Origin of the sequence: Cyanobium sp. BA5m-21 (genome assembly GCF_024346235.1) — a bacterium.
GTDB lineage: Bacteria > Cyanobacteriota > Cyanobacteriia > PCC-6307 > Cyanobiaceae > Cyanobium_A > Cyanobium_A usitatum.
Map to the genome: position 1 here is coordinate 1 of NZ_JAGQCO010000077.1, position 6,559 is coordinate 6,559.

General features: G+C 66.6%; 6 protein-coding genes and 2 pseudogenes. 5 read left to right on the forward strand and 3 right to left on the reverse strand.

Annotated elements, in window-relative coordinates:
• From ntrB to KBY72_RS13720, 3 genes and pseudogenes are all read left to right on the forward strand, one after another.
• On the forward strand, positions 1–704 hold a 704-nt coding region (gene ntrB, locus KBY72_RS13710; protein ID WP_254993808.1), incomplete at its 5' end, for a nitrate ABC transporter permease.
• A gap of 1 nt (position 705) precedes the next feature.
• Positions 706–1,513: pseudogene (locus tag KBY72_RS13715) on the forward strand (nitrate ABC transporter ATP-binding protein); the annotation flags it as partial.
• A gap of 2 nt (positions 1,514–1,515) precedes the next feature.
• The gene (locus KBY72_RS13720; protein WP_254931617.1) at positions 1,516–2,322 is read left to right on the forward strand and encodes an ABC transporter ATP-binding protein; all 807 of its coding nucleotides are present in this window, start codon (positions 1,516–1,518) and stop codon (positions 2,320–2,322) included.
• A gap of 1 nt (position 2,323) precedes the next feature.
• Here KBY72_RS13720 and KBY72_RS13725 read toward each other — a convergent pair whose 3' ends face one another.
• A complete protein-coding gene (locus KBY72_RS13725; RefSeq protein WP_254931616.1) occupies positions 2,324–4,462 on the reverse strand; it encodes a molybdopterin oxidoreductase family protein in 2,139 nt (712 codons plus the stop codon).
• Positions 4,463–4,504: 42 nt separating this feature from the next.
• Here KBY72_RS13725 and KBY72_RS13730 point away from each other — a divergent pair, with 42 nt between their 5' ends.
• Entirely contained in the window at positions 4,505–4,999 is a 495-nt protein-coding gene (locus KBY72_RS13730) for a nitrate reductase associated protein (RefSeq protein WP_254993809.1), read from the forward strand.
• 18 nt (positions 5,000–5,017) lie between these two features.
• On the opposite strand, the pseudogene cynS reads toward KBY72_RS13730, so the two are convergent.
• Positions 5,018–5,391 (reverse strand): annotated as a pseudogene (cynS, locus tag KBY72_RS13735) (cyanase).
• Between cynS and KBY72_RS13740 the strand changes: the two are divergent.
• The gene (locus tag KBY72_RS13740) at positions 5,390–6,055 is read left to right on the forward strand and encodes a molybdenum cofactor guanylyltransferase (RefSeq protein ID WP_254993810.1); all 666 of its coding nucleotides are present in this window, start codon (positions 5,390–5,392) and stop codon (positions 6,053–6,055) included. The pseudogene cynS and the gene KBY72_RS13740 overlap by 2 nt on opposite strands.
• 105 nt (positions 6,056–6,160) lie before the next feature.
• Here KBY72_RS13740 and KBY72_RS13745 read toward each other — a convergent pair whose 3' ends face one another.
• Positions 6,161–6,409: a hypothetical protein gene (locus tag KBY72_RS13745; RefSeq protein WP_254993811.1), complete on the reverse strand. Its 249-nt coding sequence runs from the start codon at positions 6,407–6,409 to the stop codon at positions 6,161–6,163.
• Positions 6,410–6,559: the final 150 nt, after the last annotated feature.

Below are 6,559 nucleotides of genomic sequence, written 5' to 3' on the forward strand. Positions count from 1 at the left end.
TTGGCGCTGCGCGACTGCCCGGCCCGGTCAACGTGCTGGTTGATACCTGGGATCCCTACATCAGCCAGCCGTTTTTCGATGACGGTGGCACCAGCAAGGGCCTGGGCTGGCAGATCCTGATCTCGCTGCAACGGGTGGCGGTGGGCTACGGCCTGGCGGCGGTCGTGGGAGTCGCCATCGGCGGCCTGCTGGGATTAAATCGCTTCGCCGGCAAAGGCTTTGATCCGGTAGTGCAGGTGCTGCGCACCGTGCCACCGCTGGCCTGGTTTCCGATTTCGCTGATGGTGTTTCAAGACGCCAATACATCGGCGGTATTTGTAATCTTCATCACGGCGATCTGGCCGATCATTATCAATACGGCTGTGGGTATCCAGGAGATCCCCCAGGACTACACCAACGTGGCCCGGGTGCTGCGCCTTAGCAAGCGGGCCTACATCAGCAACATCGTGATTCCAGCCACGGTGCCCTACGTGTTCACCGGCCTGCGCATCGCCGTGGGCCTGGCCTGGCTGGCAATCGTGGCCGCAGAGATGCTGAAGGCCGACGGCGGCATCGGCTACTTCATCTGGGACGCATACAACGCCGGCGGCGATGCCAGCTCAAGCCAAATAATCTTGGCGATCATTTATGTGGGCGTGGTGGGCCTGCTACTGGATCGCCTAGTTGCCTGGGTGGGTCGCAAGGTGAGCAAGGGAGCCGCCTGACATGACCACTCCAGCTGGACTGATCAGCGTCGATGCCGTTACCCAGGTATTTCCCCTCGATGACGGCGGCCGCTACGTAGCTCTGCAGGGCATCAATCTCGATATCGCCGCAGGCGAATTTGTGTCGCTGATTGGCCACTCGGGTTGCGGCAAGAGCACCCTGCTCAACCTGCTGGCCGGGCTCGACCAGGCCAGAGGGCGGCATCTTGATGAATGGCCGTCAGGTGACCGATCCAGGCCCTGATCGCATGGTGGTGTTTCAGAACTATTCGCTGTTGCCCTGGCTCACGGTGCGCCAAAACATCGCCCTTGCCGTAAACACCGTCTACCCCTCCCAAAGCAACCAGGAGCGGCGCGAGATTGTTGAGCGCAACATCCAGACGGTGAATCTCAGCGCCGCCGCCAACAAATTTCCAGCCGAACTCTCTGGCGGCATGAAGCAGCGGGTGGCGATTGCTCGGGCCCTGGCCATCCGGCCCAAGCTGCTGCTGCTCGATGAACCCTTTGGCGCCCTCGACGCCCTCACCCGCGGCAATTTGCAGCAGCAGCTGATGCAGATCTGCCAGGAATCGGGGCTCACCGCCGTGATGGTCACCCACGACGTTGACGAAGCCCTGCTGCTCTCAGATCGGGTCGTGTGCCTGAGCAACGGACCAGCAGCCGGCATCGGCCACATCTTGAAGGTGCCCCTGCCGCGCCCCCGGGACCGGCTCACGGTGATGGACCACCCCGACTATTACCACCTCCGCGCCGAGCTGATCCACTTCCTGCAGGAGCAGCGCCGGCTCAAGCAACTCGCCGCCAGCTCGCGATGACCACCGCTACCTCTAGCCCTGCCTTCCTCGAGTTTCGGGACGTGGGCCAGGTTTTCCAGTCTCGGCGCGGGCCATTTGAGGCCCTGCGTGACATCAATCTCCAGGTGCGGCAGGGGGAATTCCTCTGTGTGATCGGCCACTCCGGCTGCGGCAAGAGCACCCTGCTCAACATGGTGTCTGGCTTTCTGCAGCCCAGCCACGGTTCGGTAACGCTGCAAGGCAAGCCGATCACAGGGCCCGGCCCCGACCGGATGGTGGTGTTTCAGAACTACTCCCTGCTGCCCTGGCTCACGGTGTGGCAAAACGTAGAGATGGCCGTCAAAGCGGCCCGGCCCGAACTGGCTGCAGGCAGCCGGCACGAGGTTGTGACTCACCACCTGGAGATGGTGGGCCTGATGGAGGCGCGCACCAAACGCCCTGGGCAGATTTCGGGGGGCATGCGCCAGCGGGTAGCGATCGCCCGCGCCCTGGCCGTGTCACCAGCGGTGCTGGTGCTGGATGAACCCTTCGGGGCCCTTGATGCCATCACCAAGGAGGAGCTCCAAGAAGAGCTGCTAGCTATCTGGCGTGAGCAGAAACCCACCGTGCTGATGATCACCCACGACATCGACGAGGCCCTATTTCTGGCCGACCGAGTCGTGATGATGACCAACGGCCCTGCCGCCGGCATCGGCGAAATCCTCGAGGTGCCCTTTGAGCGGCCCCGTCGCTACGAAGCCATCCAGGAAGACCCCCGCTACGGCCAGCTGCGCAACCACGCCCTCGATTTTCTATATCGCCGCTTCGCCCACGACGTGGATTAGGTCAGGCCGGCGTCAGCGCCACCGCCGCTGCCTTGAGCTCCGGCTGCTTCGAAATCGGGCAGCCCAGCTCATGCATCAGTCGATTGGCCTCACAAGCCAGCTCGCCTTGGGAGGCGCCCCAGTGCATCGGCAAAAACACGGTGCCGGGCCGGATGCGATCGGTGATTTGCACCTTCACCGACACCGCACCGCGGCGCGACCGCACTAAGGCCAGAGCCCCATCAGCCAAGCCGGCGCGATCCGCATCGCTTGGATGCACCTCCAGCAGCGGTTCGGGGTGGGCCTTGAGCGCCCGCGCCACATGGGCCGTGCGGGTCATGGTGTGCCAGTGGCCCAGCAGCCGCCCCACCGTGAGCACCAGGGGATAGGAGTCGCAGGGGGGTTCCGCCAGGCCCAGGGGCGGATCGGCCCAGAGGAGTGCCTTGCCGGAAGGGGTAGGGAAGGCCAGATCGCCATAGAGGCGCGCCTTGCCGCCGCCGGGGGCGGTGCCGGCGGGGAAGGGCCACTGCTGGGGGCCGTGCTCAGCCAGGAGCTCGTGGCTAAGGCCGCTGCTATCGCAGAGCCGGCCAGCCGTGAGTGCCACGAATTCGGCATACACCTCGCCGGCGTCAGGCCAGCCGAACTGCGCCTTAAAACCGAGGCGCCGGCCCAACTCCGCAAAGATCGCCCAGTCGGCCCGGGCTTCGCCTGGGGGCTGGCGGAAGGCAGAGCAGAGGGTGACTCGGCGCTCTGAGTTCACCATTACACCAGCCTTTTCGCTCCACTGGGCCGCCGGCAGCACCAGGTGAGCCAGCGCCTCGGTTTCCGTGCCGGCATAGGCCTCGCTCAACACCACCAGCGGGCAGTTCGCCACCGCCGCCCTCACCCGATCGAGGCTGGGCAGGCTCACCAGCGGGTTGGTGGCCGCCACCCACCAGAGGTCGAGCTCGCCGCGCTCCATCGCCTCGATCTGCTGCCACACCACCAAGCCAGGCTCTGGCGAGATCGAGCCAGCAGCAAAGCCCCAGTGGCGCTCCACCTCGGCCCGGTGCGCTGGATCACCTACGGCGCGGTAACCGGGCAACAGCTGGGCCAGGCCACCCACCTCGCGGCCACCCATGGCATTGGGCTGGCCGGTAAGTGAAAAGGGTCCGGCGCCGGGGCGGCCGATCTGGCCACTCACCAGGTGCAGGTTGCAAATCCCGGCCACGGTGGCGGTGCCCTCGCGGCTCTGGTTCACCCCCATCGACCAAAGGCTGAGCGCCGCCTGGCTGGCGATCCACCAGTCGGCCAGCTGACGCAGGTCGGCCTCGGCGATGCCGCACACCGCCGCCGCCCGCGCCGGCTGCCAGGCCCGCCAGAGGGTCTCCAGCTCGGCGAAACCCTCGGTGTGGGCTGCCACGCAGGCCTGATCCACACCGCCCAGCTCTAGCAACAGATGACCCAGGCCGCAGAGCAGGGCCAGGTCGGTGCCGGGGGCGATCGCCAGGTGCAGGTCGGCGGCATCGCTGGTAGCGGTGGCGCGCGGATCCACCACCACCAGGCGCGGCCCATTCCCCTTTCGCCGGCGCTTAAGCAGCCGCTGGAACAGCACCGGATGGCAATCGGCCGTATTGGTGCCGATCAGCAGCACCAGATCGGCCAGATCGAGGTCGTCGTAGCAGCAGGGCGGGCCATCGGAGCCGAAGCTGCGGGCATAGCCAGCCACCGCCGAACTCATGCAGAGGCGCGAGTTGGCGTCGAAGTTGTTGCTGCCCAGGGCGCCCTTGAGCAGCTTGTTGGCTGCGTAATAGTCCTCGCTGAGGAACTGACCGGAGCCGTAGATCGCCAGCGCTTGGGGCCCCTTGGTGGCCAAGGTCGCCTCGATGCGCTCCACCAGGATGGTGAAAGCCCGCTGCCAGCTGATCGGCTCAAAGGGCTGGTCGATGCGCGCACGCCACAGGGGCGTGGTGAGGCGGTTGGGGTGCAGGGTTTCGCCCACCGTGGCGCCCTTGATGCACACCTGGCCCAGGGACGAGGGATGGTGGCGGTCGCCGCGGGCGATCCAGATGCCGCCGGGTTCAGCGGGGGCCTTCAGCTCCAGGCCGCAGCCCACGCCGCAGTAGGGGCACTGGGCTAGGGCAGCTGGACTGGCGGCCGGAATGGCGGGATGAGTAGCCATGGGGCTATTCGACCAAGCCAAGGCGCCCGATGATGGTGGCAGTTGTTACCGCAGTTCCCCCTGGGCTCTCTTCTAGCCAGAACCTGCTTCCACTTCGAGGCCGACTTCACCGCCGACCTGCGCTGCATTCCGATGGCCGTGCGGCGCAAGCTCGATCTGGCCGGCGTGAAGCTGAAGCTGCAGCACTGGAGCGAGCTGAGCGAGACAGAACGCGTTGAGCTGCTGGCCTGGCCCGATGACCCCGCCGCCATCGAGGCGTTGCGCCAGCACCTGCAGGCGCGCACCAGCGCCCTCAGCGCCGGCCAGGCCAAGGACCTACCCCGACCCGACGCTGAGCCCTGGCAGCAGGCCGACCAGCTGCCCGAAGTGCTGGCCGCCTCCTGCGCCCAGCTGGGCCTTGAGATCCGCAGCGGCGGCTGGGCGGAGCTGGACGAACTGCAGCGCTTCGCCCTGGTGAAGCTCAGCCACCCGGGCCACGAGCACCGCAACCTGCCGCGGGCCCTGGCGGAGTTTGGGCTGCTGGCTGAAGAGCCCTGAACAATGGCGCCCTGAGCCTCACCACTTGCGATAGGGCAGGAACTCGCCGTTCATCGTCACCACCACCCGATCACCCTTCGGGTCCTCCTACTTGGCCACCGTCAGGCTGAAGTCGATCGCCGACATGATCCCATCGCCGAACTGCTCCTGGATCACGTCCTTGAGTGGCAGGCCATAGATCTGCAGGATCTCGTAGAAGCGGTAGAGCAGCGGATCGGCGGGGATCACCGGATCGAGGGCCCCCTTCACGGGATAGGTGGTGAGAGCAGCCGGAAGGGCAGGCTGGCGGTCCACACCTCACCTTGACCAAGACAGTCGCCAAGATCGGCGAAGCTGAGCCCGCTGCAGCGCTTGGCGTCGAGCAGGGTCGTGGTGTGGGGAGGCAGAGCCATGGAGGAACCGGACATGCGGCGGGACCCTACGGATGGGCACGGTCATGCCTGGCAGCCGTTGCTACAACTGCCCCTGCGCGCCTGCCTGCTCAGCGGTGGGGAAAGCCGGCGCATGGGCCGGGACAAGGCGTTACTGCCCCACCCTGAAGGCGGCACCTGGCTGGAGCGCAGCTTGCGCCTGCTAGCCCAGCTGAAGACGCCGATCACCCTGCTGAGCCGCCATGGGGCGCATCTGGAGCAAGCGGAAAAGTTGGCCCTCGAGCTGGCCCCGGGCTCGCCGATGACGGCCCTGGCAGAACCACCGCCCTGGGAGGGGCCGCTGCTGGCCCTGCACCGGCTGATGCAGCGACACCCGAACGAGCAGCTACTGCTCTGCCCAGTGGACATGCCGCATCTCAGCCTGGCCGCCCTGCAAACCCTGCTGGCGGGCGCAGCAATAGGGAGCCCGACCAGGCTCCATCTGGCCCACGACGGTGAGCAGCTGCAACCGCTGCTGGGCCTGTATCCGAACAGCGCCCCAATCCGCGCCCACCTGGCCGCGGCGGTGCGGCGGGGCGAACGGCGCCTGCAGAGCTGGCTGGTGGAACTGCCCTGCCAGGCGGTGCCGCTGGATCCCCGGGCCATCCGCAACGTGAACCGGCCTGAGCTTGGTCAGTTGGCCTAAGCCAAGTCAGGCGTCTTCAGCCGGCGACATACAGCACCCGGCCATCACGAGCCACATCGCCAAACACATGCCAACGGGAGCCACTCAGGCGCCCGGCATCAGCGCTCAGTTGAAGCGCTTCCAGCGGGCCAGCTTCTCCGCCGGCGTGAGCTGGGGCTGGCCCACGATCACCGCAAGATCCAGATCTGAGCCGGCTCCAGCGCCAAGGGATGGCGCCAGGGAATGGTGGGCGGCGTGAAAGGCTCGGCAGCGGAGGCGACCATGTTGAAACGCTACCGCCAACATCAGCCCGCGAAACCCAGGAGCTTCGAGGCGGCCAGCAGCAGCACCAAGGCCAGACAGCGACGGATCCAAACCACAGGCCAGTGGCGGCTACCAAGCCGCGAACCCACCGCACCGGCCAGCAGCACTATCAGCAACATCTAGCCCAGCTGGGACGGCAGGGCCGGCAGCAGGGCTTGATGTTGCTGGCGGGCCAGCAGCAGGCCGGCCAGGCCGCTGAGC